This is a genomic window from Pseudomonas deceptionensis, assembly GCF_900106095.1.
In the GTDB taxonomy this organism is placed as follows: Bacteria; Pseudomonadota; Gammaproteobacteria; order Pseudomonadales; family Pseudomonadaceae; genus Aquipseudomonas; species Aquipseudomonas deceptionensis.
The window spans coordinates 1,056,056-1,080,932 of record NZ_FNUD01000002.1; the positions used below are offsets into that span (position 1 = coordinate 1,056,056).

The following is a 24,877-nucleotide window of genomic DNA, read 5'->3' on the forward strand; positions in this document are numbered from 1 at the left end:
GACCAATTAGGTTTTGCATGAGTTTTAGTCATGCCAATGATCGTTTTTATCCCTTTGCTTAAAACACTCAACGCGCCGAGAATCAAGCCTTTCAACGCACCTACAGAAATCGAACAGATGACCAAACAGCATCCTGCACGTATCGAACTCAAAGCCATCATGCGGCTTGCAGGGCCGCTGATCGCTTCGCAGTTGGCTCACATGCTGATGGTGCTCACCGACACCCTGATGATGGCGCGCCTGAGTCCTGAGGCTCTTGCAGGCGGCAGCCTGGGGGCCGCCAGCTACTCATTTGTATCGATCTTCTGTCTTGGGGTGATTGCGGCTGTGGGCACCCTCGTGTCGATCCGCCAGGGCGCGGGCGACATTGAAGGCGCCACCCGACTGACCCAGGCGGGCATCTGGCTGGCGTGGGCGCTGGCGCTGGGCGGCGCGATCATGTTGTGGAACATCAAACCCGTGTTGCTGCTGTTTGGGCAAACCCCGAGCAACGTCGAGATGGCGGGGCAGTTTCTGATGCTGCTGCCGTTGGCCCTGCCCGGCTACATGACCTTTATGGCCTTGCGCGGTTTTACCAGCGCCATGGGCCGCCCGATGCCGGTCATGGTGATCAGCGTGATCGGTACCGTGGCTAACTTCCTGCTCAACTATGCCCTGATTACCGGGATGTTTGGCCTGCCAAAACTGGGCCTGATGGGGATTGGTCTGGTGACGGCGATTGTGGCGACCTGCATGGCGCTGGGGCTTGCCTGGCATATCCACAGGCACCCGGCCTACGACGCGTACCCCATTCGCAAAGGGCTGTCGCGCTTGAACATGACGTATCTGCGCGAGCTGTGGCGCCTGGGCCTGCCCATTGGTGGCACCTACGCCGTGGAAGTCGGGCTGTTTGCTTTCGCGGCGCTGTGCATGGGCACCATGGGCAGCACGCAATTGGCGGCGCACCAGATCGCGTTGCAGATCGTATCGACGGCATTCATGGTGCCGGCGGGAATGTCGTATGCGATCACCATGCGCATCGGCCAGCATTATGGCGGCGGTGACTTGCAGCGGGCGCGGTTGGCCGGCCGGGTCGGCATCGGTGCCGGCGCCGTGGTGATGCTCGGGTTTTCGGTGGTGTTCTGGTTCTGGCCAAAGGAACTGGTGGGCTTGTTTCTGGATTACAACGACCCCGCTTTCCGCCCGGTGTTTGAGCTGGCGGTCAGCCTGCTGGCGGTGGCTGCATGGTTTGAGCTGTTCGATGGCGCGCAAACCATCGCCATGGGGGCGATTCGCGGGCTCAAGGATGCCAAGACCACCTTTCTGGTCGGGCTGTTTTGCTACTGGGCGATTGGCGCACCGATGGCCTGGATGCTGGCCTTTACTTTCGGCTGGGGCCCGGCCGGTGTCTGGTGGGGTCTGGCAATGGGCCTGGCCTGTGCGGCGATCAGCCTGAGCCTGGCATTCGAATGGAAAGTGCGGCGCATGCTCAAGCGCGAGCGCAAGGCGGCGAAAACGGCGGGGTTAGAGGCGGCGTGACGCACGACCTGTCGCCGCAGGCCTAGATTGCCTGCGGCATCACCTTTTGCTGAGCCCCAAAGGTTAAATACTCCACCAGCTCTGCCAGCGGCAGCGGTTTGCTGATGAAGTAACCCTGCACCTGGTCGCAGCCAAACCCCCTCAAAAGAGCAAGCTGCTCGGGGGTTTCGACACCCTCGGCGACCACTTCCAGGTTGAGGTTGTGGGCAAGGTTGATCATGGCGTGGACCAGCTTGCGATTTTCTTCGCGGCTTTCCATGCCCCCCACGAAGCTTTTATCGATCTTGAGCAGCGCAATCGGCAGGCTGTTGAGGTGCACAAACGATGAAAAGCCGGTGCCGAAGTCATCCAGCGAAAAGCGCACCCCGAGTCGGCCCAGGGCATCCATTGTTTGCTTGACCAGATCACTGCGTCGCATGACGGCCGTTTCGGTCAGTTCGAACTCCAGCCACTGCGCCTCAACCCCCCGTTCGGTAATCAGGCGGCTGAGGGTCGACAGCAACTGGCTGTCCTGGAACTGGCGGAAAGACAGGTTGACCGCCATATGCAACGGTTCCAGCCCGCGTTCGCGCAGTGCCTGCATATCGCGCAAGGCCCTGGAAATGACCCAGTAACCCAGCGGCACGATCAGCCCGCTTTGCTCGGCCAGCGGCACGAACTCGCTGGGTGCGAGCAAGCCGCGCTCGGTGTGACGCCAGCGAACCAGCGCCTCGAGCCCGACAATCTGGCCCGTGCCCAGGTCCAGGCGCGGCTGGTAATGCAGCTCCAGCTCGTCACGACGCAGGGCCCGTCGCAGCTCGCTTTCGAGGTCGGCCAGGCTGCGGGCATTGCGATTGATGCGCTCGTTAAACACGTGAAAGGTACAGCCCTGGGTGCTTTTGGCCTGTTGCATGGCGATATGTGCGTGCCACATCAACGGGTCGGCCCCGGCGCTGGCCCGTGCATGGGCGATGCCCAGGCTGCAGCCGATCAGCAGGCTTTCGCCATCGACCCAGTAGGGCTCTGCCATGACCTCGGTAATGCGCTCGGCCATCCATTCGGCCCGTTCCGGGGCGCGATGGGTGTTGATCAGGAGGGCGAACTCGTCGCTGCCCAGCCGGGCCAGCTGGTCGCCGGCTTCAAGCTGGCTTTTGAGGCGCGCCACCACATGCAGGATCAGACGGTCGCCGGCCTGGTGGCCCAGCGCGTCGTTGGCGTGTCGAAAGTTGTCCAGGTCCAGGTGCCCGAGAGCGATGCCGCGGCCGTCACTTTCGGCCAGGCGCACGGCCAGCAGGGTCTGGAAGCCCTGGCGGTTGGCGATGCCGGTCAGCGGGTCTTCTTCGGCCAGGCGCAGCAGCGTGTTTTCCAGCACGCCGCGTTCGCGCACATGGCGCAGGCAGCGACGCAGCACGTCGGAAGTCAGGGTGCTGCTGACCAGCCAGTCGCTGACACCCTGGGGCGCGGTTGCTGGCTCGGTGTCGAGCAACAAAACAGTGGGCAGGCGACAGCGGCCTGCGCAAGGCTGCAGGGCCGGGGTGGTCAGGAGCAGCGCATTTCGATCGTTCTCGAACAGATGGCTGACAGACTCCCAGCTTGGCGCGCCAATGATGACGGCCGTGCTTCCCATAGGCCTCAGACACTCGCGCAATAACGCTGCCCAAGATGGCTCTTCGGCCAGTAGCAGCAAACGCAAGGGTTCGACAGGCGTAGACAAGCTAGCTCCCTAGACTCTGCAAAAAATCAGGCGATGGGCATTATGCCGTGCAAACAACCAATGGCAAATGACATTGATTATCAAATACCTATTTACAGCGTTAACCTTACGGTAGCCGCCAATACGCTTTGCATCCTGCGCGAAACTGACAAAAGCGGCAAATTTAGATGATGTGTCGTGTCACACCGTCGCACAGAGGCAGCAATATCTGCTCATCCTGTTAAAATGCCCGCCCTTTTTATAAACGACCCCTAATCTCGTCATGTCCCGACTCAATCCCCGGCAGCAAGAAGCCGTGAGCTACGTCGGCGGCCCTCTTTTGGTGCTCGCCGGCGCGGGCTCCGGCAAAACCAGCGTGATTACCCGCAAAATCGCGCACCTGATCCAGAACTGTGGCATCCGTGCCCAGTACATCGTCGCCATGACCTTTACCAACAAGGCCGCTCGCGAGATGAAAGAGCGGGTCGGCACTTTGCTCAAGAAGGGCGAAGGTCGCGGCTTGACGGTGTGTACGTTCCACAACCTGGGGCTGAACATCATCCGCAAGGAGCATGCGCGGCTGGGTTACAAGCCGGGCTTCTCGATTTTTGACGAGGCCGACGTCAAAGCGCTGATGACCGACATCATGCAAAAGGAATACTCGGGCGACGACGGGGTCGACGAAATCAAGAACATGATCGGCTCGTGGAAAAACGACCTGATCCTGCCGCCCCAGGCACTGGAAAACGCGCGCAACCCCAAGGAACAGACGGCTGCGATCGTCTACACCCACTATCAGCGCACGCTCAAGGCCTACAACGCGGTGGACTTTGACGACCTGATCCTGCTGCCGGTGAAGCTGTTCGAAGAGCACGCCGACATCCGTGAAAAGTGGCAGAACAAAGTCCGTTACCTGCTGGTGGACGAATATCAGGACACCAATGCCAGCCAGTATTTGCTGGTCAAATACCTGATTGGCACGCGCAATCAGTTCACCGTGGTAGGTGATGACGACCAGTCGATCTACGCCTGGCGCGGCGCCCGCCCGGAAAACCTGATGCTGCTCAAGGACGATTACCCGTCCCTGAAAGTGGTGATGCTGGAGCAAAACTATCGCTCCACCAGCCGCATTCTGCGCTGCGCCAACGTGCTGATTTCGAACAACCCCCACGAATTCGAGAAGCAACTGTGGAGTGAAATGGGCCACGGCGACGAAGTCCGGGTCATTCGCTGTCGCAACGAAGACGCCGAAGCCGAGCGCGTGGCCGTCGAAATTCTTACCCTGCACCTGCGTACTGACCGGCCATACAGCGACTTTGCGATCCTGTATCGCGGTAACTACCAGGCCAAACTGATCGAATTGAAGCTGCAGCACCATCAGATCCCCTACCGTTTGTCGGGCGGTAACAGCTTCTTCGGGCGCCAGGAAGTGAAAGACCTGATGGCCTACTTCCGCCTGATTGTGAACCCGGACGACGACAACGCGTTCTTGCGGGTGATTAACGTCCCGCGTCGCGAAATCGGCTCCACCACGCTGGAAAAGCTCGGCAACTACGCCACCGAGCGCAAAATCTCGATGTATGCCGCCACCGATGAAATCGGTCTGGGTGAGCATCTGGACGCTCGCTTCACTGATCGTCTGGCACGCTTCAAGCGCTTTATGGACCGCGTGCGGCAACAATGCTCTGGCGAAGACCCGATATCTGCACTGCGCAGCATGATCATGGACATCGACTACGAGAACTGGCTGCGCACCAACAGCTCCAGCGAAAAGGCGGCGGACTACCGCATGTCCAACGTCTGGTTCCTGGTCGAGGCGTTGAAAAACACCCTCGAAAAAGACGAAGACGGGGCCATGACCATCGAGGAAGCCATCGGCAAGCTGGTGTTGCGCGACATGCTTGAGCGTCAGCAAGAAGAGGAAGACGGTGCTGAAGGCGTGCAGATGATGACCTTGCACGCCTCGAAGGGCCTGGAATTCCCCTACGTGTTCATCATGGGCATGGAAGAAGAAATCCTGCCGCACCGCTCCAGCATTGAGGCGGACACCATTGAAGAAGAACGGCGTCTGGCCTATGTGGGCATTACCCGTGCCCGTGAGACGCTGGCCTTTACCTTCGCCGCCAAGCGCAAGCAGTACGGCGAGATCATCGATTGTGCGCCGAGTCGTTTCCTCGATGAGTTGCCACCGGACGATCTGGCCTGGGAAGGCAACGACGATACCCCCACGGAAGTGAAAGCGGTTCGCGGAAATACGGCATTGGCCGACATACGCGCGATGTTAAAACGCTAGAATCGACTATTTTTTACTCTACCTTCAGCGCATAAGCGCTATTTGAGGACGTTACGTTGGAAGCACTGCACAAGAAAATTCGCGAAGAAGGCATCGTGCTTTCCGATCAGGTTTTGAAGGTTGATGCCTTTTTGAACCACCAGATCGACCCTGCGCTGATGAAAGAAATTGGCGACGAGTTTGCGCGTTTGTTCAAGGATTCGGGCATCACCAAGATCGTCACCATCGAAGCGTCGGGTATTGCCCCTGCCGTGATGACTGGCTTGAACTTGGGTGTACCTGTGATTTTCGCGCGTAAGCACCAGTCCCTGACACTGACTGAAAACTTGCTGTCGGCCACGGTGTACTCGTTCACCAAGCAGACTGAAAGCACCGTGGCGATTTCCCCGCGTCACCTGCAAAGCACTGACCGTGTGTTGGTGATCGACGACTTCCTGGCCAACGGCAAGGCTTCGCAGGCGCTTATTTCGATCATCAAACAAGCCGGCGCTACCGTTGCCGGTCTGGGCATCGTGATTGAGAAGTCGTTCCAGGGCGGCCGTGCCGAGCTGGACGCGCAGGGCTACCGCGTAGAATCCCTGGCCCGGGTCAAATCCCTGGCAGGCGGTAAAGTGACCTTTATCGAGTAATTCTGCTTTGTAGCCGCTGCCGCAGGCTGCGATAAGGGCCGCAGGACCTTGCGTTCAAAAGCCGGGGCCGCGGCGCTGCCCATCGCAGCCTCGCTTCGCTCCTCAGCGGCTACATCAGTGTTTGGTTGCATGAAGCCCCGCCAGCAGCAAACGCTGATACAGCTCCTCGCGCAACCCGTCAGGCTTGGCCAGCTGCATGCGCGCGAGGTGTTCAGGGAATGCCTGCGGCGATGGCGCGTCCAGCGTGGCTTTGCCCAGCTGGTAAATCTGCGTGAGCTTGAATTTGCTCTTGAGCCAGTTCAACGCTCGCAGCAGGTCCTGTTCCTGCGCGCTGAAATCGCTGCCCAGCGGGTACTCCGGGAACAAGTGCGGGTGCTTCGCGGCAATCCCCTGCAAGCGTTCCGGGCTGTTGTCGGCAAACCGTGGATCGAGGCAAAAGTCCTTGGGCAGTTTGCCGATTTGTTGCGCCTGCGCGATCAGTTCGCTCTGGAAGCGCGAGTCGCTGATATTGAGCAGCGCTTCGATCACGGTGCGGTCGGTTTTGCCGCGTAAATCGGCGATGCCGTATTCGGTGATCACGATGTCGCGCAAATGCCGCGGGATGGTGCAATGGCCGTATTCCCAGACGATGTTGGAGCTAACATCACCGCCCGACTCACGCCAGCTGCGCAGGATGATCACCGAGCGTGCGTCATGCAGCGCGTGGCCCTGGGCGACGAAGTTGTATTGCCCGCCGACGCCGCTGAGCACTCGCCCGTCTTGCAGCTGATCGGCTACGGCCGCGCCAAGCAAGGTGGCGGTGAAGGCACTGTTCACAAAGCGGGCATCGCGCCGCTGCAGGCGCTTGAGCGCCTCCTGGCCGAACAGTTCGTTGATGTAGCTGATGGCAGTCATGTTGAATTCGGCGCGCTTGCTGTGAGGCAGTTCCCGTAGCCGCTGATAAAAGCTCTGCGGGCCGAGAATGAAGCCGCCGTGGACACTCACCCCGTCGCTGTGCAGGCTTTCGTCCAGGGTGCCCGCATTGGCCTGGGCTTGCCGTTCGGCATCGGGGTAGACCTTGCGCCGCACAATCCCGGCATCCGCCAGCACCATCAGCCCGTGCACAAACATTTCGCTGCAACCGTACAAGCCCCGGGCGAACGGCTCGACCCCGCCCTGCTGCTCAATCAGCGTGCGCCAGGGCGTGATATCGATCGCGTCGAGCAAGGCGCGATAGCCCTCGTTGTCGCCATGACGCGCGAGCAAGGCAGCACTCAGGGCATCCCCCATGGAGCCAATACCAATCTGTAAAGTGCCGCCGTCGCGTATCAGGGTGCTGGCGTGCACGCCAATGAAGTGGTCTTGCAGGGTCACGGGCATGTTGGGGGTAGAAAATAGCGTGGTGCGCTCATCGTCGTCGATCAGGTAGTCAAAATCGTCGGTGTTGAGCTCTGAGTCGCCGGGCATATAGGGCAAGTCACTGTGCACCTGGCCCAGCATCAGAATAGTTTCGCCCGCGGCTCGGCGCTTGGCGATCATGGGCAATAAATCGAGGGTGATGTCGGGGTTGCAGCTCAGGCTCACGCGCCGTGCATCTTGCGGGTCGCGGGCAATCAGTTGCGCTACCAGATTGAGGCCGCTGGCATTGATGTCGCGGGCCGCGTGGCTGTAATTGCTGCTGACGTAATCCTGCTGGGCCGCAGGGCTGTTGAGCAGGCTACCCGGCTGCATGAAGAACTGCTCGACGTGGATGTTCTCGGGCATGTGGTTGTGATGCAGATCGGCGAGGTAGTCCAGTTCGATGTAATCGCCAAATACCCGCTCGACAAAAGGCTCCAGAAACAGCCGTTGCAAACCGTCCCCAAGTGGCGGGCGGCCGAGGCTTAGGGCGGTGTAGATCGTCAGTTGCCGCTCGGGCAGCTGCTTGATCCGCTGATACAAGGCGTTGACGAATCGGTTGGCCTTGCCCAGGCCCAAAGGCAGGCCAAGGTGAATATGCATGGGTAGACGCGCCAGTACATCATCGACTGCGCGTTCGATCGAACATGACTGCACCATCTGACTCTCCTTATCCATCCTTGAATATAGACGGGATAGAGAGTGAGTGCTCCTGCTGGCAAAGGCCAGTGTGGAGGTGCGGACCGGCTCAAATCCCGGGCACAAAAAAGCCGCCCATCAGCGGCTTTTTTAGAGAGTGTCGGCTTACTTCAAACCGGACATCTTCTCGATGGCACCTTTGAGGTCTTCATCGGAGCACGTCATGCAAGTGCCTTTAGGCGGCATGGCGTTGATACCGGTGATGGCCTTGGCCAGGATGCCATCAAGGCCGCCCTGGTGATCGGCGCGTTCTTTCCAGGCTGCGGTGTCACCGATTTTCGGTGCGCCCAGCAGGCCGGTGCTGTGGCAGGCGCTGCAGTGCTTGGCAATGATGTCATCTGCCGACATACCACCACCACCGCCCACAGAGGCTGTTACTTCCATCCCTTTGCATTCCTGGCCTTGAACACAGACTTTGCCGACTGGCTCAAGACGTTTTGCGATGTCATCGTTCGTTGCTGCCTGAGCGTTGACTGCCCATAGGGCCACTACTGCTGCTGGTACGGCCAGCATTTTCATAATTAGGTTCACGCGTACACCCTCAATGGTGGCTAGTCACGCCCACAACCACGGTTTCGCGGGCGGGCGAAAGTATAACGGTTAGCCCGCCACTCTGAAACAACCCTAAAGACAAAGGGGGAATAGAGGTGGCGAAATGCATCATCGGGTGCCTCTGCATGCAGGCAGGGCGCCTCTGTTCTTAGAAGTTCGCCGGGGTGGCTGCGCTGATTAGTCGCGCCGCAACGTCGAACGGATTACGGAAACGGTGTGGCTTTGAGCTTTCAAAATAGTAGCTGTCACCGGCTTCAAGCAGGAAAGTCTCAAGACCTACGGTCAACTCTAGGCGACCTTCGAGCAAAATCCCGGTTTCTTCACCTTCATGGGTCAACATTTCGTCCCCGGTATCGGCGCCCGGTGGGTAGATCTCGTTGAGAAACGCGATGGCCCGGCTCGGATGTGCCTTGCCGACCAGCTTCATGGTCACGGCACCATCGGAAATATCGATCAGTTCATTGGCTTTGTAGACAATCTGCGTCGGGTTTTCTTGAAGGATTTCTTCGGAAAAAAACTCGACCATAGATATGGGGATGCCACTCAGCACTTTTCTCAGGGAGCTTATTGAAGGGCTCACGCTGTTCTTTTCGATCATCGAAATAGTGCTGTTGGTGACGCCCGCGCGCTTGGCGAGTTCACGCTGTGACAGGCCTTTGAGTTTGCGGATGGATTGCAGTCGTTCACCGACGTCCAATGCGGGAGCCTCCTGGGGTCAGATTCAGGTCGAGAAGTCGCCATCATGGCGATAGCGTTCAGTATTTACAACACTTCGACTTCAAACCTGGGTGCCCATTTGGCCCCGCATATTGGATACAACCCATCAGCTCCCGGAATAGAGGCGTGGCGCTCGTTTCAGGTTGCAGAAAATCTGGTAAGGAATGGTGTCTGCCTTGCCGGCCACTTCACTGGCGAGGATGTTTTTGCCCCACAGTTCGACCGTCGAGCCGAGCCCGGCCTGGGGTACATCGGTGAGGTCGATGCACAGCATGTCCATCGAAACCCGGCCCAGCAATTGGCTGCGCACACCGGCCACCAGTACCGGGGTGCCGGTCGGTGCCTGACGCGGGTAGCCGTCGGCATAACCCATGGCCACAACACCAATACGCATCGGTTTTGGGGTGACGAACTTCGCGCCATAACCGACCGGTTCGCCGGCAGGCAATTCGCGTACGCAGATCACTTTGGACTCCAGGGTCATCACCGGCTGCAGGCGTGATGCAGTGGCCTGGGGTTCTTCGAATGGCGAGGTGCCGTACAGCATCAGGCCCGGGCGTACCCAGTCACTTGGCACGCGTGGCCAGCCGAGTACAGCCGGCGAGTTACGCAAGCTGATTTCTGCCGTCAAGTCGGCGCGAGCGCCCAGGAACACAGCGACCTGCTCTACGCTTCGGGTGCAATCGAGCTCATCGGCGCGGGCAAAGTGGCTCATCAGCACAATTTTCGCCACGTTGGCGCTAGCCTGCAGACGCTGGTAAGCGGCCTTGTAGTCGCCTGGGTGCAAACCGACGCGGTGCATGCCGCTGTCCAGCTTCAGCCACACGTGGATAGGTGTGGCGAGTTGGGCCTGCTCGATCGCATCGAGTTGCCACAGCGAATGCACCACGCACCAAAAGTCATGTTCGACGATCAGTGGCAGTTCATCGGCTTCAAAAAAACCTTCGAGCAGCAGGATGGGCGCGCGAATACCGGCGGCGCGCAGTTCCAGTGCTTCTTCAATACAGGCGACGGCAAAACCGTCGGCTTCAGCCTCAAGGGCTTGGGCGCAGCGCACGGCACCGTGGCCGTAGGCATCGGCCTTGATCACAGCGAGGGCTTTGGCCCCCGTGACCTCACGGGCCAGTTGGTAGTTGTGACGCAGGGCTTGGAGGTCGATCAGGGCACGGGCTGGGCGCATGGGGGCGGGCTTCTAACGGCTGCTGAATAAAAAACCGGCGCTGGCCTGCGACGTTAACCGCGTGCCGCGCCGGAAGAGGGACTTGGTACTGAAGCAAAAAGGTTATGGCAGTGCCGCGACGACAGACAGTTCGACCAGGATTTCCGGTTCGCACAATTTGGCTTCAACGGTAGCGCGGGCCGGTGCGACGCCTTTAGGCAGCCACTGGTCCCACACGCTGTTCATACCGACAAAATCGGCATCGATGTCTTTGAGGTAGATGGTCACCGACAGAATGCGGCTTTTGTCAGTGCCCGCCAGGTCCAGCAAGTGCTCGATGTTAGCCAGTGTTTCGCGGGTTTGCTGTTCAACCCCGGCGTTCATGTCGTCACCAACTTGCCCGGACAGGTAAACAGTACCGTTATGGGCAACGATCTGGCTCATGCGGTCATTGGTGAGCTGGCGCTGGATTGCCATGTTTTGCAGTCTCCTGGTGGTTGCCGTAGCGGGAAATATCAAGGCCTTCGGCGCTGATTTGCGGGGTCTTTTTAGCCATCACGTCCGCAAGGAAACGACCGGAGCCGCAGGCCATGGTCCAACCGAGTGTGCCATGACCGGTGTTCAGGAACAGGTTTTTGAACGGGGTTGCGCCCACGATCGGTGTACCGTCCGGTGTGGTCGGGCGCAGGCCGGTCCAGAAACTGGCCTGGCTCAGATCACCGCCCTGAGGATAAAGGTCGTTGACGATCATCTCCAGGGTTTCGCGTCGACGCGGGTTCAGCGACAGGTCAAAACCGGCGATTTCAGCCATGCCGCCAACGCGGATGCGGTTGTCGAAACGGGTGATCGCAACTTTGTAGGTTTCGTCGAGAATGGTCGAGGTCGGGGCCATGTCCGGGTTGGTAATCGGAATGGTCAACGAGTAACCCTTGAGCGGGTAAACCGGAGCCTTGATCCCCAATGGCTTGAGCATTTGCGGTGAGTAGCTGCCCAGTGCCAGTACATAGCGATCGGCGGTTTCGAGTTTGCCGTCGATCATCACGCCATTGATGCGGTCGCCCGCGTAGTCCAGATGCTGGATGTCCTGGCCGAAGCGGAACTCGACACCCAGATTCTTGGCCATTTCAGCCAGGCGGGTGGTGAACATCTGGCAGTCGCCGGTCTGGTCATTCGGCAGGCGCAGGGCGCCGGCCAGAATATCGGTGACGTTGGCCAGTGCCGGCTCAACCCGGGCAATGCCGGCGCGGTCGAGCAGCTCGAAAGGCACGCCGGATTCTTTAAGTACGGCGATGTCTTTGGCTGCGCCATCCAGTTGTGCCTGGGTGCGGAACAGTTGAGTTGTACCGAGGTTGCGAGCCTCGTAGGCAATACCGGTTTCGGCACGCAGTTCATCGAGGCAGTCACGGCTGTACTCGGACAGGCGAACCATGCGCTCCTTGTTCACGGCATAACGGCTGGCAGTGCAGTTGCGCAGCATCTGCGCCATCCACAGGTACTGGTCGATATTGGCAGTCGCCTTGATGGCCAGAGGCGCGTGGCGCTCCAGCAGCCATTTGATCGCTTTGAGCGGCACGCCCGGCGCGGCCCATGGCGAAGCATAGCCAGGGGACACCTGGCCGGCGTTGGCAAAACTGGTTTCCATTGCTACGGCTGGCTGACGGTCTACGACGACCACATCGAAACCGGCTCGGGCCAGATAATAGGCGCTGGCAGTACCAATAACGCCGCCACCCAATACCATAACTCGCATATTCATATCCCTCATCGCGGCCAGCCGCAGACGTTTATTGTTCAAAGCGAAGATGAGCGCAGTATATGAAGCATTGGCTAGTGGAATTCACTGTATAAGAAGCTATATTTGGCGACAATTCTCGGCCAAAACCCTTTTCACGGAGGAGATTCTCCTATGCGTACAAATCATCAAACAAAGCGTGAACTGGACAAGATTGATCGAAACATTTTGCGCATCCTTCAGGTCGATGGACGCATCTCGTTTACCGAGCTGGGAGAGAAGGTCGGGCTGTCCACTACGCCCTGTACCGAGCGGGTGCGCCGTCTGGAGCGCGAAGGGATCATCATGGGTTACAACGCCCGGCTCAACCCGCAGCAACTGCAGGGCAGCCTGCTGGTGTTCGTGGAGATCAGCCTTGATTACAAGTCGGGCGATACCTTCGACGAGTTTCGCCGGGCGGTGCTGAAGTTGCCTCACGTGCTGGAGTGCCATTTGGTATCAGGCGATTTTGACTATCTGGTGAAAGCGCGGATCAGCGAGATGGCCTCGTACCGCAAGCTGCTGGGCGACATCCTGCTCAAGTTGCCCCATGTGCGGGAGTCCAAGAGCTACATCGTGATGGAAGAAGTGAAAGAGAGCCTGAACTTGCCGATTGCCGATTGACAGCTTCCCCTCACCCCAGCCCTCTCCCGAGTGAGAGTGAGCCGATTTGAGGCGTTGCGCAGATCTGCTTTTGCCTTTAGTCCCCTCTCCATCAGGGAGAGGGTTAGGGTGAGGGTCTCTTGCTCTTTTAAACCAGCACCTGCCGCGTACTGGCGATGTATTCGTGGACCAGCTTCTCGGCGCTGGGGTGAATCATCTCCACCGGCCGTCGGCCGTTGGGGCAAGGCAGGGTCGGCGTGGTACCGAACAGACGGCAGATCAATGGCCGCTCTTCATACACCGTGCAGCCATTGGGCCCCAGATGCACACAGTTAAGCTCGTCCATCGCGGCTTCCTGCTCGGCGGCTGTCTTGCGCGGCAAACGGGCCATTTCTTCGGATGAGGTGGTCACGGGCCCGCAGCAGTCATGGCAACCCGGCACGCATTCGAACGAGGGGATTTGCTGACGAAGAAAGCGGATCTTGTGACTGTTGCAGCTCATCCAGGATTTACCGATTTTGAAAAGGCCGCAGAGTCTGCCTGAAAACCCCTACCCTAGACAGCGCCGTCCGGCTGTTCTTGCCCCGTGGGAATGGCGCGGCTTATGCTCCGTCAAATTTTCCAAACATCAATAATCAGGATTACGCACATGAGCGCCCCGGATCCGCGCAGCCAGCACACTGCTTCTTATTACGCCGCCAGCAGCTTGCCGCAGCCCGATCATCCGGTACTGCAAGGCGAACTAATGGCCGATGTGTGCGTGGTGGGCGGTGGCTTCTCCGGCTTGAATACCGCGCTGGAACTGGCCGAGCGTGGCATGAGCGTGGTGTTGCTCGAAGCCCGCAAGATCGGTTGGGGTGCCAGCGGGCGCAATGGCGGTCAGTTGATTCGTGGCGTTGGCCATGGCCTTGAGCAATTTGAAGGCATCATCGGCAAGGACAGCGTTCGGCAAATGAAACTCATGGGGCTGGAGGCGGTGGAGATCGTCCGCCAGCGCGTCGAGCGGTTCAACATTGCCTGCGACCTGACCTGGGGCTATTGCGACCTGGCCAACAAACCCCGTGATCTGGAAGGTTTTGCCCTGGAGGCCCAAGAGCTGAGCAGTTTGGGCTATCGCCATGAAACCCGACTGCTGCAAGCCAACGAGGTCCGCAGCGTGGTGGGCTCCGATCGTTATGTCGGGGGGCTTATCGACATGGGGTCGGGGCATTTGCACCCTCTCAACCTTGCCCTGGGCGAAGCGGCGGCAGCTGCGCAACTGGGTGTGAAGCTGTTCGAAAATTCCGCGGTGACCCGGATCGATTACGGCCCCGAAGTACGGGTACACACGGCGCAGGGCTCAGTGCGGGCCAAAAGCCTGGTGCTGGGTTGCAACGCTTATCTCAAGGATCTCAACCCGCAACTCAGTGGCAAAGTGCTGCCTGCGGGCAGTTACATCATCGCCACCGAGCCGTTGAGTGAGGCTCAGGCCCGGGCTTTGCTGCCGCAAAACATGGCGGTGTGCGATCAACGTGTGGCGCTGGATTACTACCGGCTTTCGGCGGATCGTCGCTTGCTGTTTGGGGGTGCCTGCCATTATTCGGGGCGCGATCCGCAGGATATTGCGGCGTATATGCGCCCCAAAATGCTGGAAGTGTTCCCGCACCTCAAAGACGTGAAAATTGATTACCAGTGGGGCGGGATGATCGGTATCGGTGCCAACCGTTTGCCACAGATCGGCCGCCTGCAAGCGCAGCCCAACGTGTATTACGCTCAGGCATATTCAGGGCACGGGGTTAACGTGACTCACCTGGCGGGCAAGTTGCTGGCCGAGGCTATCAGTGGCCAGCACAGTAACGGCTTTGACCTGTTTGCCAAGGTCCCGCACATCACCTTCCCTGGCGGCAAATACCTGCGTTCGCCGCTGCTGGCGCTGGGGATGCTGTGGCATCGGTTGAAAGAGCTGCGCTGAATAAAACCCTGTAGCCGCTGCCGCAGGCTGCGATCGAGCCCGAAGGGGTCGTGTTTTTTCAAGGGCGAAGGGCCTTCGCCCCTTATCGCAGCCTGCGGCAGCGGCTACAGGTTTGTGGTTACGAACGCCAAAACGGTTTGCAGCCTTCACGCTGGGCCATTTCGCGACTCAAACCCACGTCCCGCAGTTGCTGTGCGTCCAGGTTGAGCAACACGCGCCGGCTGCGCGCGCGGTGCCAGAACAGGCCCCAGCGCCCAAGGCCGGCAGGGGCACTGACGATTTGACGGGCTTCATGCTCGGCCAGCAATTCCCGGCTGCGCAGTGTCAGGCGCACATCACTCAAACCATTCATCAGACAGCTCCTTTTGACTCGATTCCCATGAGTCTGCATGATGGCCTTGCGCTGAAAACCATGACAGATCCAGCAAAACCCTTTTACATGCATACAGATTCGGCTTTTCAGGCGCTGAATCCTTTGTTTCCCTTCGATCTGTACTGGTCCACCCTTCGGGAGCTCTGCCATGACCCTTTACGTCAACCTCGCCGACTTGCTGGGCACGCGCATCGAGCAGGGTTTTTATCGCCCTGGCGACCGCTTGCCTTCGGTGCGGGCGTTAAGCGCCGAGCATGGCGTGAGCCTGAGCACGGTGCAGCAGGCGTATCGGTTGCTGGAGGACAATGGGCTGGCTTCGCCACGGCCCAAGTCCGGGTACTTTGTGCCCATTGACCGTGAGTTGCCGGCGTTGCCCGGCATGGGTAAGCCGGCCCAACGACCGGTGGAAATTTCGCAGTGGGAGCAAGTGCTGGAGCTGGTGCGTTCCGTGCCGCAAAAGGACGTGATCCAGTTGGGCCGCGGCATGCCCGACGTCACCACGCCGACCATCAAGCCTCTGTTGCGCAGCCTGGCGCAGATCAGCCGGCGCCTGGATTTACCTGGCCTGTATTACGACAACGTCTATGGGGTGCTGGCTTTGCGCGAACAGTTGGCACGCCTGCTGCTCGACTCTGGCTGTCAGCTTAGTGCCGAGGACCTGGTGATCACCACCGGTTGCCATGAAGCGCTGTCGTGCAGCATTCGGGCAGTATGTGAGCCCGGCGACATCGTGGCGGTCGACTCGCCGAGCTTTCATGGCGCCATGCAAACCCTCAAGGGGCTGGGGATGAAAGCGCTGGAGATCCCCACCGACCCGCTGACGGGCATCAGTCTCGACGCGCTGGAGCTGGCGCTGGAACAGTGGCCGATCAAGGCGATACAGATCACGCCCAGCTGCAACAACCCGCTGGGCTACATCATGCCCGAGGCCCGTAAGCGGGCGCTGGTGACCCTGGCCCAGCGATTTGATGTGGCCATTATCGAAGACGATGTGTACGGCGAACTGGCCTACACCTACCCTCGCCCACGCACGATCAAGTCCTTCGATGATGATGGCCGGGTCTTGCTGTGCAGCTCGTTCTCCAAAACCCTGGCCCCCGGTTTGCGCGTGGGCTGGGTCGCGCCGGGACGCTATCTGGAGCGGGTGCTGCACATGAAATACATCAGCACCGGCTCCACGGCGCCGCAGCCGCAACTGGCGATTGCCGACTTTTTGAAGAACGGCCATTTCGAGCCGCATCTGCGCAAAATGCGCAGTCAATATCAGCGCAATCGCGACCTGATGCTGGGCTGGATCAGTCGCTATTTTCCGCCCGGCACCCGTGCCAGCCGGCCCCAGGGCAGCTTCATGCTATGGCTGGAACTGCCACAAGGCTTTGACAGCCTGCGCCTGAATCGGGAGTTGCTGGAGCAAGGGGTACAGATTGCGGTGGGCAGTATTTTCTCGGCCTCGGGCAAGTACCGTAATTGCCTGCGCATGAACTACGCTGCAAAGCCTACGCCGCAGATAGAAGATGCGGTGCGCAAAGTGGGGATGGCGGCCAGTAAACTGTTGGCAGAAACTGCGTAATCACCCCCGTGACGTCTGGCCCGAGGCTCTACGCGTTGAAATCACTCTGTGCATTGTTTTTGGCTGTATTGCTGGGAGGTTGTGTGACCTTGGACGTACCCCGTGAGCCAACGCAGGCGTTGCCAGCCGCAGATTCGGCCTTTGGCCGTTCGATCCAGGCTCAGGCCGCGCCCTATCAGGGCCGCTCGGGGTTCCGCCTGTTGCCCAACAGCGGTGAAGCCTTCAGGGCCCGGGCGGAGCTGATTCGCAATGCCCAAAGCAGCATCGACTTGCAGTACTACATCGTCCATGACGGGCTCAGTACCCGCATGTTGATTGACGAACTGCTCAAGGCGGCAGATCGCGGGGTACGGGTGCGTATCCTGCTCGATGACACCGCCAGTGACGGGCTGGACGATATTCTGGCGACCCTTGCGGCCCATCCCAATATCCAGATCCGGCTGTTCAACCCGCTGCAACTGGGGCGCAGCACGGGCGTGACCCGGGCCGTGGGGCGGCTGTTCAACCTCTCGCGCCAACACCGGCGCATGCACAACAAGCTCTGGCTGGCCGATAACAGCGTGGCGATTGTGGGCGGGCGCAATTTGGGTGATGAGTATTTCGATGCCAAGCCCGAGCTGAACTTCACGGATATCGACCTGCTCAGCGTTGGCCCGGTGGCCGAGCAATTGGGCCACAGCTTCGATCAATACTGGAACAGCGCCCTTAGCCAGCCCATTGGCGACTTTGTGTCGTCGCACGTGTCCGCACATGAGCTGAGCAAGGCGCGCAAAAAACTGGATGCTTCGCTCAAGCGGGCGCAGCAGCGCAACACTGAGCTGTACCAGCAGTTGGCCTCCTATGAGACCAACCCGCAGCTGGAGGTGTGGCGCAAAGAGCTGATCTGGGCCTGGAATCAGGCGCTGTGGGATGCGCCGAGCAAGGTGCTGGCCCGGGACGAGCCCGACGCTCATTTGCTGCTGACCACGCAACTGGCGCCGGAACTGGCCGGGGTGACCAAGGAGCTGATCCTGGTTTCGGCCTACTTTGTGCCGGGTGAAACCGGCCTGGTGTACCTCACGGGCCGTGCCGATGCGGGGGTCGATGTACGTTTATTGACCAACTCCCTGGAAGCGACAGACGTGCCTGCGGTGCACGGCGGCTATGCGCCCTATCGCAAAGCGTTGCTGGAGCATGGGGTCAAACTCTTCGAGCTGCGCCGCCAGCCGGGCAGCAGCGCTGGCAGCGGCCCTCATTTGTTCAAGCACGGGATGAGTTCGGACTCGAGCCTGCACAGCAAGGCGATGATTTTTGATCAGCAGAAATCGTTTATCGGTTCGTTCAATTTCGACCCGCGTTCGGGCCTGTGGAATACCGAGGTCGGTGTGTTGGTGGACAGCCCCGAACTGGCCGCCGAAGCCCGCAGGCTGGCGCTGCAAGGCATGGCCCCGGACTTGAGTTATGAGCCGACCCTGGAGCAGGGCAAGATAGTGTGGGTCACGCAAGACAATGGCCAGTTGCACACCTTGCACCATGAGCCGGGCAACTGGTGGCGCCGGCTCAATGCGTGGTTCAGCAAAAGTGTGGGGCTGGAGAGGATGTTGTAGCTTACGACGCAGTTGCCTGCTCTGCCCCGAACGCCCCTTGGCGCAGCACCAGAACCACCAGCACCAAAGCCCCGGCGGCCATGAACAGAGGCAGGGAATGCCCGCTGATCCACTGGCTGCCCGCCCCTGCGGCCAATGGCCCGATCAGGCAACCAATGCCCCACAGTTGCGCGACGTGGGCGTTGGCGCGCACCAGGGCGTCGTCGCGGTAGCGCTCGCCGATCAGGATCAGCGACAGGGTGAACAGGCCGCCGGCGCTGGCGCCGAAGATGACCCACAGCGGCCAGATCAGCAGCGTATTGAGCAGGAACGGTATCGCCAGGCTCGACAGCATCAACAGCACCGCGCAGCCGGTAAACAGCGAGCGGCGGGACAGGCGGTCGGCCAGCGCGCCAATTGGCAGTTGCAGCAGGGCGTCGCCCACCACCACGGTGCTGACCATGGCCAGTGCGATATCAGCGGTAAAGCCCTGGCGCAGGCAGTAGATGGGCAGAAGCGTCAGAATCATCGCCTCAAAGGCCGCAAATAGAGCTACGGCCCACGCAATCGCCGGTAAGCCCCGGCAGAATCCCAGTAAATCCTTGAAGGTCACGCTGCATGATTCGGTGGTAGGCGCGCCGTCGCGGCCCATCAGCAGCAAGGGTGCCAGGGTCAGCAATGCAACGCCGATCCAGAACCCGTAGTCGTCTTCTGAGCCGACCAGGCCCAGCAGCAACGGCCCGGACAGTTGGCTCAAGGCATAGGCCGAGCCATACAGCGCCACCAGGCGGCCACGCCATTGCTCGACTACCAGCTGGTTGATCCAGCTTTCGCCGAGAATGAAGATGATCGTGAGCACCACCCCGATCAGCAGTCGCAGCACCAGCCACACCGGGTAGCTGGGCAATATGGCCAGCAACCCGATGGACAGCGCGCCACACCACAGGCACAAGCGCATCAGGCCGGGCGTGCCGAAGCGGGCGGCCAGTTTGCTGGCCACGCTGGCGCCTACGAGTACGCCAATGGCCGGCATGGCTGCCATCACGCCAATCGCAAACCCGCCATAGCCCCAGCTTTCGAGTCGAAACGATACCAGCGGCATGCTCACGCCCAATGCCAGGCCGACACTGAGGACCGAGGCCAGCACGGCGAAATAAGTCGCCCAACGCATGTCTGCGCTCCAATTGTGTTGTGTAAAACCATTGTGGGAGCGAGCCTGGTCGCGAAGAAAACACTGCGGTCTGTCCGTCAGACCCGGTGCTGCCATCGCGAGCAGGCTCGCTCCCACAAGGTGTAGCGTTTAGATGTTTACAGCTTGATCCAGGTGGACTTCAGCTCGGTGTATTTGTCGAACGCGTGCAGCGACTTGTCACGGCCGTTGCCCGACTGTTTGAAACCGCCAAACGGAGCAGTCATGTCGCCGCCATCGTACTGGTTGACCCAAACGCTGCCGGCACGCAGTGCCTTGGCGGTCAGGTGAGCCTTGGAGATATCCGCTGTCCAGACCGCAGCGGCCAGGCCGTATGGCGTGTCGTTGGCAATCTGGATGGCTTCTTCGGCAGTGTCGAAGGTGATAACCGACAACACCGGGCCGAAAATTTCTTCCTGGGCGATTTTCATCGCGTTGCTAACGCCGTCGAAAATGGTCGGTTCAACGTAGGTTCCACCGGTTTCTTGCAGGATCTGATTACCGCCCGCTACCAGTTTTGCGCCTTCACTGTGGCCGGACTTGATGTACGACAGCACGGTATTCATTTGCTGGGTATCCACCAGGGCACCCACGGTGGTGGCCGGGTCCAGCGGGTTGCCGGGCTTCCAGCCTTTGAGGGCTTCGATCACCAGCGGCAGGAACGTGTCCTTGATCGAGCGCTCGACCAGCAGGCGCGAACCGGCGGTGCAGACTTCGCCCTGGTTGAAGGCGATGGCGCTGGCCGCGGATTCGGCCGCAGCCTGCAGGTCCGGTGCGTCGGCGAAGACGATGTTAGGGCTCTTGCCGCCTGCTTCAAGCCAGACGCGCTTCATGTTGGACTCGCCGGAATAGATCATCAGTTGCTTGGCGATCTTGGTCGAACCGGTGAACACCAGAGTGTCGACGTCCATGTGCAGGGCCAAGGCCTTGCCGACGGTGTGACCATAGCCCGGCAGCACGTTGAGCACGCCCGCAGGGATACCGGCTTCAACGGCCAGAGCTGCGATACGGATGGCGGTCAGCGGGGATTTTTCGGACGGCTTCAGGATTACCGAGTTACCGGTCGACAGTGCCGGTCCCAGTTTCCAGCAGGCCATCATCAGCGGGAAGTTCCACGGCACGATGGCAGCAACAACGCCCACCGGCTCGCGAGTCACCAGGCCCAGCTGGTTGTGCGGGGTGGCAGCGACTTCATCGTAGATCTTGTCGATGGCTTCACCGCTCCAGCTCAACGCACCGGCGGCGCCAGGCACGTCGATGCCCAGGGAGTCACTGATGGGCTTGCCCATGTCCAGGGTTTCAAGCAGGGCCAGCTCTTCAGCATGTTCCTTGAGCAGGCCGGCGAAACGGATCATGGTGGCTTTGCGCTTGGCCGGAGCCAGTCGCGACCACACGCCGGACTCAAAGGTTTTGCGTGCGTTTTCTACGGCGCGCTGTGCGTCGGCGGCATCGCAGCTGGCTACTTTACCCAGCAAGCGGCCATCGACCGGGCTGAGGCACTCGAACGTTTCATTGGAGACTGCGGCGGTGTATTCACCGTTGATGTAGGCGCGGCCTTCGATCTTCAGCTGTTGGGCCCGTTGTTCCCAGTCAGCACGCGTCAGGGTGGTCATTCGAGTGTCCTCCTCTTATTGAAATGGAAGCGTCACCCTAAACCAGTGGCCCTGGAACTTTCAATATATTTGACACAAGTGGCGCAAACGGCATGGCTTGTTCGTTTTAATAAACATAGACTTTGGTCTTTCTGGCCACACATACCGCAATTTCGGGGGGACAAGAACCATGAGCATCGCAACCATCGTCGATTTCAGCACTGCCAACACCCAGGCTGACCGCTTCAGCCCGGCACCGGAAAAAGTGCTCAAGGGCGCCCCCGAACAAGTTATCCACAATCACTACAACAGCCCGTGCGGGCAGATGAGTGCCGGGGTGTGGGAAGGTGCTGTGGGCCAGTGGACGGTCAATTACACCGAGCACGAATATTGCGAAATCGTGCAAGGCGTTTCCGTTCTTCGTGATCATGAAGGTAGCGCCAAGACTCTCCGGGCGGGCGATCGTTTTGTCATCCCGGCAGGGTTTCGCGGGACATGGGAAGTGCTGGAGCCGTGTCGGAAAATTTACGTAGTCTTTGAACAGAAGTCTTGAAACTACTGATTTAGAGCACCTGAAAGCCCCGCCATCTATTGATGGCGGGGCTTTTTTGTTTCCGCTCCCTGGACCTTCGGGGCATAAATTCAGAAACACTTCGGCATAACCGTCAGCGCCAATCTGGGCCAGTATCTGGAGGTGCCAACAACGGCACGGGGCATCCATGGAATGGACAGGCCCTTGGCGTTATCGCTCATATTTGACGTTATTAAAAAGGAAGTTTTATGTCTGACTCTACTGTTTCAAGAAGTCTTGTTCTGGCGGCCAGTGTTGTTCTGGGTGCTTGCTCGATGCCAGCGATGGCTGACGAACCCGGGCAGTGCAAAGCCGTCACCATCAACTTTCTGGTTGCGCCTGAAGCAACGCCTGCCCTGCTGGAAATGCTGCGCAAGGAATCGGGTGCAACAGAGGTTCGCGTTGAGGTGCCCGGCAAGGGTTATTCGAAGGACTATCGGTATGATCGTCTTCGCGTGATCGTCGATGAGAACAACATCATGCAGAGCTACATGTGCGGCTGAGGATGGCGGCACAGGCTGAATAACAGGCAACAAAAAAGGCCCGTATCGTGAGATATGGGCCTTTTTTGTAAGAAGTAAAACCAATTACTTGATTTTGGCTTCTTTGTAGATCACGTGCTTGCGAACCCGCGGATCGAATTTTTTGATTTCGATTTTGTCCGGAGTGGTGCGCTTGTTCTTATCAGTGGTGTAGAAATGGCCTGTACCAGCGCTCGACACCAAACGGATCAATTCACGCATGATTAGCTCCCTTAGATCTTGCCAGCACGGCGGATTTCGGCCAGCACGACAGTAATGCCACGCTTGTCGATGATACGCATGCCTTTAGCAGATACGCGCAGACGCACAAAACGTTTCTCTTCTTCAACCCAGAAGCGGTGATGCTGCAGGTTCGGCAGGAAACGACGACGGGTTTTGTTATTTGCGTGGGAAATGTTATTCCCAGTCACCGGACCCTTACCGGTAACTTGACAGACTCTCGACATGCCTCAGCCCTCTAAAACCACATGCCCAACCCGGCATGGGTTGGCCGCTTAATCTCTCAGTCATGGCGCCAGGCGCCGCGTTTCTTTAAGGGTCTTACCGGCTACACCTACAAAGCAGGAACCGGGCCCCTAGAAAAGAGCGCTGCTTTATACCAGAAAGACTAAAGAGCAACAACAAGCAGTGTGATTTGGTGTGATTAATGAAGCTGCCATTTTAACGCCAATCCACGCGGCGTCTATGCCTGACTGGGTTTTACCGCTCGTCGCAGGGTGAAAGGTTTCAGGTGGCAATTGCACCTGTGTGCGCTGCTGCGGGTTGCGACAGGGAGTGTGGAAGTGCCGGAAAACAGGCTGTTTTGCAACTGTTCGCACCCTTCGGCAGCGGCTACAGGCCCGTAATACGATTAAAAAGTAGTCATTTGGCGAGCAGAACACTAGGGTAAGAGTTTTCCAGACTGCACTTGCAGATGGTACTCATCGACTTGCACAGGAAACAACTCATGCGCCTTGCTGCCATCCCCTTTTTGCTTGCCTTTGGCTTGAGCCCGTTGGCCCAGGCGGCCACCTTGAGCGTTTGCACCGAGGCCAGCCCTGAAGGGTTCGATGTGGTGCAGTACAACTCTCTCAGTACCACCAATGCCTCGGCAGACGTGCTGATGAACCGTCTGGTGGACTTTGACGCCCAGGCGGCCCGGTTGGTGCCGGGGCTGGCGCAAAGCTGGTCAGTGTCCCCTGATGGGCTTGTGTACGACTTCAAACTGCGTCCCGGGGTCAAGTTCCATAGCACGCCTTACTTCACGCCAACCCGTGAGTTGAATGCCGAAGACGTACGTTTCAGCTTCGAGCGCATGCTGGACCCCGCCAACCCGTGGCACAAGGTGGCGCAAAGCGGTTTCCCCCACGCGCAATCCTTGCAGTTGCCTGAGTTGATCAAAAAGATCGAAACCCCGGACCCGCTAACCGTCCGCTTCACCCTGAGCCACCCGGATTCGACCTTTTTGCCGGCGCTGAGCATGGGTTTTGCGTCGATCTATTCGGCCGAATACGCCGACAAGCTGATGAAAGCCGGCACTCCGGAGCTGATGAACAGTCAGCCGATCGGTACAGGGCCTTTCGTGTTCAACCGTTTCCAGAAAGATGCCGTGGTGCGCTACAAGGCCAACCCGGACTACTTCGCAGGCAAACCCGCGGTTGATGGGCTGATTTTTGCCATCACCCCGGACGCCAACGTGCGCCTGCAAAAACTGCGGCGCAATGAGTGCCAGATTGCACTTTCGCCCAAGCCGCTGGATGTGGAAGCCGCCAGCAAAGACCCTGCGTTGGCGGTGACTCGAACCCCGGCCTTCATGACTGCGTTTGTGGCCATTAACAGCCAGCATCCACCGCTGGACAAGCCAGAGGTGCGCCAGGCCATCAACCTGGCCTTCGACAAGAACACCTACCTCAAGGCCGTATTCGAAAACAGCGCGCAGGCGGCCAACGGCATTTACCCTGCCACCACCTGGAGTTACGCCAAGGACTTGCCGGGGTATGCCCACGACCCGAAAAAGGCCCGCGAGCTTCTGGCCAGGGCCGGTCTTAAAGACGGTTTCAAAACCACCATCTGGACGCGCCCTACAGGCAGCGTGCTAAACCCCAACCCGAGTCTGGGCGCGCAGTTGCTGCAGGCCGATCTGGCCCAGATCGGGATCAAGGCAGACATCCGGGTTATCGAGTGGGGCGAGCTGATCCGTCGCGCCAAGGCGGGCGAGCACGACCTGCTGTTTATGGGCTGGGCGGGTGACAACGGCGATCCGGATAACTTCCTGACGCCGCAATTTTCGTGTGCGGCAGTGAAGTCCGGTACCAATTTTGCGCGCTATTGCGACAAGACCCTGGATGGTTTGATCAGCCAGGGTAAAACCCTCAGCGATCAGGACAAGCGCAGTGCGTTGTATCAAAAGGCTCAAGAACTGATCCAGCAGCAGGCGTTGTGGCTGCCGCTGGCGCATCCAACGGCCTACGCACTAACCCGAAGTAATGTGCAGGGTTATCAGGTGAGTCCTTTTGGACGTCAGGACTTTTCGACGGTCAGCCTCAAGCCCTGAG

General features: G+C 59.3%; 23 protein-coding genes. 10 read left to right on the top strand and 13 right to left on the bottom strand.

Annotated elements, in window-relative coordinates:
• Positions 1–117 precede the first annotated feature (117 nt).
• Complete coding sequence (locus BLW11_RS04660) at positions 118–1,518, top strand: NorM family multidrug efflux MATE transporter (protein WP_048361471.1); 1,401 nt, start codon at positions 118–120, stop codon at positions 1,516–1,518.
• Between the two features lie 22 nt (positions 1,519–1,540).
• Here BLW11_RS04660 and BLW11_RS04665 read toward each other — a convergent pair whose 3' ends face one another.
• Positions 1,541–3,211, bottom strand: a complete 1,671-nt coding sequence (locus tag BLW11_RS04665; RefSeq protein WP_048361395.1) for a putative bifunctional diguanylate cyclase/phosphodiesterase — start codon at positions 3,209–3,211, stop codon at positions 1,541–1,543.
• 262 nt (positions 3,212–3,473) lie between these two features.
• Here BLW11_RS04665 and rep point away from each other — a divergent pair, with 262 nt between their 5' ends.
• Complete coding sequence (rep, locus tag BLW11_RS04670; RefSeq protein WP_048361394.1) at positions 3,474–5,483, top strand: DNA helicase Rep; 2,010 nt, start codon at positions 3,474–3,476, stop codon at positions 5,481–5,483.
• 56 nt (positions 5,484–5,539) lie between these two features.
• Positions 5,540–6,112 carry a xanthine phosphoribosyltransferase gene (locus BLW11_RS04675; RefSeq protein WP_048361393.1) on the top strand — a complete coding sequence of 191 codons (573 nt, stop codon included), beginning with the start codon at positions 5,540–5,542 and terminating at the stop codon, positions 6,110–6,112.
• 114 nt (positions 6,113–6,226) lie between these two features.
• Here BLW11_RS04675 and BLW11_RS04680 read toward each other — a convergent pair whose 3' ends face one another.
• The 6 genes from BLW11_RS04680 to dadA all read right to left on the bottom strand — a co-directional run bounded on the left by BLW11_RS04680 (position 6,227) and on the right by dadA (position 12,366).
• The gene (locus BLW11_RS04680) at positions 6,227–8,149 is read right to left on the bottom strand and encodes an acetyl-CoA hydrolase/transferase C-terminal domain-containing protein (RefSeq protein WP_048361392.1); all 1,923 of its coding nucleotides are present in this window, start codon (positions 8,147–8,149) and stop codon (positions 6,227–6,229) included.
• Between the two features lie 144 nt (positions 8,150–8,293).
• Entirely contained in the window at positions 8,294–8,707 is a 414-nt protein-coding gene (locus tag BLW11_RS04685; protein ID WP_048361391.1) for a c-type cytochrome, read from the bottom strand.
• A gap of 181 nt (positions 8,708–8,888) precedes the next feature.
• Positions 8,889–9,437 (bottom strand): cupin domain-containing protein, encoded by a 549-nt coding sequence (locus BLW11_RS04690; RefSeq protein ID WP_048361390.1) that lies wholly within the window; start codon positions 9,435–9,437, stop codon positions 8,889–8,891.
• 126 nt (positions 9,438–9,563) lie between these two features.
• Positions 9,564–10,637 carry an alanine racemase gene (alr, locus tag BLW11_RS04695; protein WP_048361389.1) on the bottom strand — a complete coding sequence of 358 codons (1,074 nt, stop codon included), beginning with the start codon at positions 10,635–10,637 and terminating at the stop codon, positions 9,564–9,566.
• A 102-nt stretch (positions 10,638–10,739) separates the two neighbouring features.
• Positions 10,740–11,093, bottom strand: coding sequence for a RidA family protein (locus tag BLW11_RS04700; protein ID WP_048361388.1), 354 nt, complete (start codon positions 11,091–11,093; stop codon positions 10,740–10,742).
• Positions 11,065–12,366 carry a D-amino acid dehydrogenase gene (gene dadA / locus BLW11_RS04705; protein WP_048361470.1) on the bottom strand — a complete coding sequence of 434 codons (1,302 nt, stop codon included), beginning with the start codon at positions 12,364–12,366 and terminating at the stop codon, positions 11,065–11,067. The genes BLW11_RS04700 and dadA overlap by 29 nt, the downstream gene beginning before the upstream one ends.
• Before the next feature lie 156 nt (positions 12,367–12,522).
• Between dadA and BLW11_RS04710 the strand changes: the two genes are divergently transcribed.
• A complete protein-coding gene (locus tag BLW11_RS04710; protein ID WP_048361387.1) occupies positions 12,523–13,011 on the top strand; it encodes an Lrp/AsnC ligand binding domain-containing protein in 489 nt (162 codons plus the stop codon).
• Positions 13,012–13,138: 127 nt separating this feature from the next.
• Here BLW11_RS04710 and BLW11_RS04715 read toward each other — a convergent pair whose 3' ends face one another.
• Positions 13,139–13,492 carry a YkgJ family cysteine cluster protein gene (locus BLW11_RS04715; RefSeq protein WP_003437837.1) on the bottom strand — a complete coding sequence of 118 codons (354 nt, stop codon included), beginning with the start codon at positions 13,490–13,492 and terminating at the stop codon, positions 13,139–13,141.
• A gap of 147 nt (positions 13,493–13,639) precedes the next feature.
• On the opposite strand from BLW11_RS04715, the gene BLW11_RS04720 reads away from it, so the two are divergent.
• Positions 13,640–14,941, top strand: a complete 1,302-nt coding sequence (locus BLW11_RS04720) for an NAD(P)/FAD-dependent oxidoreductase (protein WP_048361386.1) — start codon at positions 13,640–13,642, stop codon at positions 14,939–14,941.
• Between the two features lie 118 nt (positions 14,942–15,059).
• Here BLW11_RS04720 and BLW11_RS04725 read toward each other — a convergent pair whose 3' ends face one another.
• On the bottom strand, positions 15,060–15,293 hold the full coding sequence (locus tag BLW11_RS04725; protein ID WP_048361385.1) for a DUF1127 domain-containing protein: 234 nt from the start codon (positions 15,291–15,293) through the stop codon (positions 15,060–15,062).
• 169 nt (positions 15,294–15,462) lie between these two features.
• Here BLW11_RS04725 and BLW11_RS04730 point away from each other — a divergent pair, with 169 nt between their 5' ends.
• Both BLW11_RS04730 and BLW11_RS04735 read left to right on the top strand, forming a co-directional pair.
• Positions 15,463–16,884, top strand: coding sequence for an aminotransferase-like domain-containing protein (locus BLW11_RS04730; RefSeq protein ID WP_048361384.1), 1,422 nt, complete (start codon positions 15,463–15,465; stop codon positions 16,882–16,884).
• Positions 16,885–16,919: 35 nt separating this feature from the next.
• Positions 16,920–18,470 carry a phospholipase D family protein gene (locus BLW11_RS04735; protein ID WP_048361383.1) on the top strand — a complete coding sequence of 517 codons (1,551 nt, stop codon included), beginning with the start codon at positions 16,920–16,922 and terminating at the stop codon, positions 18,468–18,470.
• A gap of 1 nt (position 18,471) precedes the next feature.
• Here BLW11_RS04735 and BLW11_RS04740 read toward each other — a convergent pair whose 3' ends face one another.
• Positions 18,472–19,620 carry an MFS transporter gene (locus BLW11_RS04740; RefSeq protein ID WP_048361382.1) on the bottom strand — a complete coding sequence of 383 codons (1,149 nt, stop codon included), beginning with the start codon at positions 19,618–19,620 and terminating at the stop codon, positions 18,472–18,474.
• Positions 19,621–19,757: 137 nt separating this feature from the next.
• Complete coding sequence (locus BLW11_RS04745) at positions 19,758–21,251, bottom strand: aldehyde dehydrogenase (protein ID WP_048361381.1); 1,494 nt, start codon at positions 21,249–21,251, stop codon at positions 19,758–19,760.
• A gap of 169 nt (positions 21,252–21,420) precedes the next feature.
• Here BLW11_RS04745 and BLW11_RS04750 point away from each other — a divergent pair, with 169 nt between their 5' ends.
• Both BLW11_RS04750 and BLW11_RS04755 read left to right on the top strand, forming a co-directional pair.
• A complete protein-coding gene (locus BLW11_RS04750) occupies positions 21,421–21,783 on the top strand; it encodes a cupin domain-containing protein (RefSeq protein ID WP_048361380.1) in 363 nt (120 codons plus the stop codon).
• Positions 21,784–22,010: 227 nt separating this feature from the next.
• Entirely contained in the window at positions 22,011–22,304 is a 294-nt protein-coding gene (locus BLW11_RS04755) for a hypothetical protein (RefSeq protein WP_048361379.1), read from the top strand.
• A gap of 84 nt (positions 22,305–22,388) precedes the next feature.
• Here the strand turns inward: BLW11_RS04755 and rpmG are convergent, their stop codons facing one another.
• Positions 22,389–22,544, bottom strand: a complete 156-nt coding sequence (rpmG, locus tag BLW11_RS04760) for a 50S ribosomal protein L33 (RefSeq protein ID WP_003437824.1) — start codon at positions 22,542–22,544, stop codon at positions 22,389–22,391.
• An 11-nt stretch (positions 22,545–22,555) separates the two neighbouring features.
• Positions 22,556–22,789: a 50S ribosomal protein L28 gene (gene rpmB, locus BLW11_RS04765; protein ID WP_019410280.1), complete on the bottom strand. Its 234-nt coding sequence runs from the start codon at positions 22,787–22,789 to the stop codon at positions 22,556–22,558.
• 500 nt (positions 22,790–23,289) lie between these two features.
• Between rpmB and BLW11_RS04770 the strand changes: the two genes are divergently transcribed.
• On the top strand, positions 23,290–24,876 hold the full coding sequence (locus tag BLW11_RS04770; protein ID WP_048361378.1) for an ABC transporter substrate-binding protein: 1,587 nt from the start codon (positions 23,290–23,292) through the stop codon (positions 24,874–24,876).
• The last annotated feature ends 1 nt before the right edge of the window (position 24,877 follow it).

Excerpts from the sequence above, each read along its gene's own strand:
- BLW11_RS04715 (WP_003437837.1), bottom strand. The coding sequence starts at position 13,492 with ATGAGCTGCAACAGTCACAAGATCCGCTTTCTTCGTCAGCAAATCCCC.
- BLW11_RS04725 (WP_048361385.1), bottom strand. The coding sequence starts at position 15,293 with ATGAATGGTTTGAGTGATGTGCGCCTGACACTGCGCAGCCGGGAATTG.
- rpmB (WP_019410280.1), bottom strand. The coding sequence starts at position 22,789 with ATGTCGAGAGTCTGTCAAGTTACCGGTAAGGGTCCGGTGACTGGGAAT.
- BLW11_RS04720 (WP_048361386.1), top strand. The coding sequence starts at position 13,640 with ATGAGCGCCCCGGATCCGCGCAGCCAGCACACTGCTTCTTATTACGCC.
- BLW11_RS04680 (WP_048361392.1), bottom strand. The coding sequence starts at position 8,149 with ATGGTGCAGTCATGTTCGATCGAACGCGCAGTCGATGATGTACTGGCG.
- BLW11_RS04745 (WP_048361381.1), bottom strand. The coding sequence starts at position 21,251 with ATGACCACCCTGACGCGTGCTGACTGGGAACAACGGGCCCAACAGCTG.
- rep (WP_048361394.1), top strand. The coding sequence starts at position 3,474 with ATGTCCCGACTCAATCCCCGGCAGCAAGAAGCCGTGAGCTACGTCGGC.
- alr (WP_048361389.1), bottom strand. The coding sequence starts at position 10,637 with ATGCGCCCAGCCCGTGCCCTGATCGACCTCCAAGCCCTGCGTCACAAC.
- BLW11_RS04770 (WP_048361378.1), top strand. The coding sequence starts at position 23,290 with ATGCGCCTTGCTGCCATCCCCTTTTTGCTTGCCTTTGGCTTGAGCCCG.
- BLW11_RS04730 (WP_048361384.1), top strand. The coding sequence starts at position 15,463 with ATGACCCTTTACGTCAACCTCGCCGACTTGCTGGGCACGCGCATCGAG.
- rpmG (WP_003437824.1), bottom strand. The coding sequence starts at position 22,544 with ATGCGTGAATTGATCCGTTTGGTGTCGAGCGCTGGTACAGGCCATTTC.
- BLW11_RS04710 (WP_048361387.1), top strand. The coding sequence starts at position 12,523 with ATGCGTACAAATCATCAAACAAAGCGTGAACTGGACAAGATTGATCGA.
- BLW11_RS04685 (WP_048361391.1), bottom strand. The coding sequence starts at position 8,707 with ATGAAAATGCTGGCCGTACCAGCAGCAGTAGTGGCCCTATGGGCAGTC.
- BLW11_RS04750 (WP_048361380.1), top strand. The coding sequence starts at position 21,421 with ATGAGCATCGCAACCATCGTCGATTTCAGCACTGCCAACACCCAGGCT.
- dadA (WP_048361470.1), bottom strand. The coding sequence starts at position 12,366 with ATGCGAGTTATGGTATTGGGTGGCGGCGTTATTGGTACTGCCAGCGCC.
- BLW11_RS04755 (WP_048361379.1), top strand. The coding sequence starts at position 22,011 with ATGTCTGACTCTACTGTTTCAAGAAGTCTTGTTCTGGCGGCCAGTGTT.
- BLW11_RS04700 (WP_048361388.1), bottom strand. The coding sequence starts at position 11,093 with ATGGCAATCCAGCGCCAGCTCACCAATGACCGCATGAGCCAGATCGTT.
- BLW11_RS04740 (WP_048361382.1), bottom strand. The coding sequence starts at position 19,620 with ATGCGTTGGGCGACTTATTTCGCCGTGCTGGCCTCGGTCCTCAGTGTC.
- BLW11_RS04660 (WP_048361471.1), top strand. The coding sequence starts at position 118 with ATGACCAAACAGCATCCTGCACGTATCGAACTCAAAGCCATCATGCGG.